The organism is Bradyrhizobium sp. PRIMUS42, assembly GCF_023006515.1.
GTDB lineage: Bacteria > Pseudomonadota > Alphaproteobacteria > Rhizobiales > Xanthobacteraceae > Bradyrhizobium.
The window spans coordinates 1-1,757 of record NZ_JALBGZ010001002.1; the positions used below are offsets into that span (position 1 = coordinate 1).

Annotated in this window: 1 protein-coding gene and 1 pseudogene; both read right to left on the minus strand. The window is 63.4% G+C overall.

Going from position 1 to position 1,757, the window contains the following annotated elements:
• A partial coding sequence (locus tag MOV75_RS36790) for an RNA polymerase sigma factor region1.1 domain-containing protein (protein WP_309487002.1) occupies nucleotides 1-717 on the minus strand: 717 nt, incomplete at its 3' end.
• 375 nt (nucleotides 718-1,092) lie between these two features.
• Nucleotides 1,093-1,757 (minus strand): annotated as a pseudogene (locus MOV75_RS36795) (DNA primase); the annotation flags it as partial.

Here is a 1,757-nt window from a genome sequence, read left to right on the forward strand (position 1 = left end):
CGCTGCGGCCTGGCCACCCTCGGCGGGCGCTTCGCCGTTCTCGCCGGTGGGACCGGCGATCATCGCATTGTTCATGCCGGCCTTGGCGTCGGGACCGGCATAGGTGGCTTCGAGATCGATGATGTCGCGAAGGAAAATCTTGCCTTCGTTGAGCTCGTCGCGCCAGATGATGATGGCCTGGAAGGTCAGCGGGCTTTCGCAGAGGCCTGCGATCATGGCCTCGCGACCGGCCTCGATGCGCTTGGCGATCGCGATTTCGCCTTCGCGGGAGAGCAGCTCGACCGTGCCCATCTCGCGCAGATACATGCGCACGGGATCGTCGGTGCGCTCGCCCGGCTCGCTCTTCTTGACCTCGGTGACGGCCTTCTGGGTGACCTCGACGAGCTCGTTGTCGGTCTCGTCCTCGCCGCCCTCGTCCTTCTCCTCCTCGCCTTCGCTATCGTCGGCTTCGGTGACGTTGATGCCCATGTCCGAGAGCATCGACATGATGTCCTCGATCTGTTCGGGCGAGGTCTGGTCGGACGGCAAGACTTCGTTGAGCTGATCGAAGGTCACGAAGCCGCGCTTCTTGGCCTGCTTGATCATCTTCTTCACGGCTGCGTCGGACAGATCGAGCAACGGCGAGGGCGCGTCCTGGGAGTCCTTCTCCGGCGCATCCGCTGCCTTGTCGTCCTTTTCCTTGTCCTTCGCCTGCAGCGTCTTTGCCTTGGTGGCCATCCATTGCTCCTAAACGCGCTTCATGCAGACGGCTCGCCGCGTCCGCGTGAATTCACATGAACCTGTTGCCCGACGCTCTCGCTTCGGCAGCTCTCGACACGGAAAGGGCGGCGCGCATGTCTCTCGCCACCCCCAACTCTCTCTCGCCGGAATTGCCTAACGCTTCGTCAGCTTCTTTGTCGCAGCGGATGCAGGTGTAGTGCCAACAGCTATTGCGCGGATTCATTCCTGACGCGTCTGTTCTGCCTGCGGCCGCCTCTGGGCCAAAGTGCTACAAGACCGTTAAGCCTCGATTAACCCTGTTTTTGCCGCCAAACCCAAGATTTGGCGAGTCTTTTAGCGGTTGCGGCCCCGGCCGTCCGCATGATTCTTTCATCACACGCTCTTCTGGAACCGGCCCGACAGCTCGCCAAAACCCTCGATCAGGGCTTCGGTGCCGTCGACCTCGGCCATCCGGGCCTTGACGTCACGCAGCCACGCCAAATTGGCCTCGCTGGGATCCTCTCCCAAGGCCAGCTCGGCGTCTTTCAGCTCTCTAAGTAGTGAATGCCATTGCCGATGCAAGGCAACCAGCTGATGCCAAGTGGCGAGAACGTCGTCCCTGGCCGCGCCTTCGCGGGCACCCCACACTGCCGCGGTGGTGATCCCGCCCTCAACCCGTTGAAGAAGCTGTAAAAATCCGCCTTTTTCGAGGTCGCCGCGCATCTTCTCGGCGAGCTCGCCGGGATCTGGCGAATGGTGATGGTCGTTGGCGAAAGCGGCGATGATGCCGGCCCTGAGCTTGTGGGCCTCGGGGTGGGCCAGCTCCAGGGCCGCGACCTCCTCGAGATGGTCGTGCAGCAGCCAGGGGTGGTTGATCAGGCTTTGCAGGATCAGGGCCTCCCGGCGGGAGATGGCGCTGCGCTGGCCCTTCATGATCGGGCTGGCCGCCAGCTGGGGGCTCGCCGCCTGGTAGGGGCCTGAAGGTAGCATGGTGGGGCCGGGCGCACCGCGGCGCCCTCCGAATGCCTGGCCTCCGAATCCTTGGCCACCGAATCCCT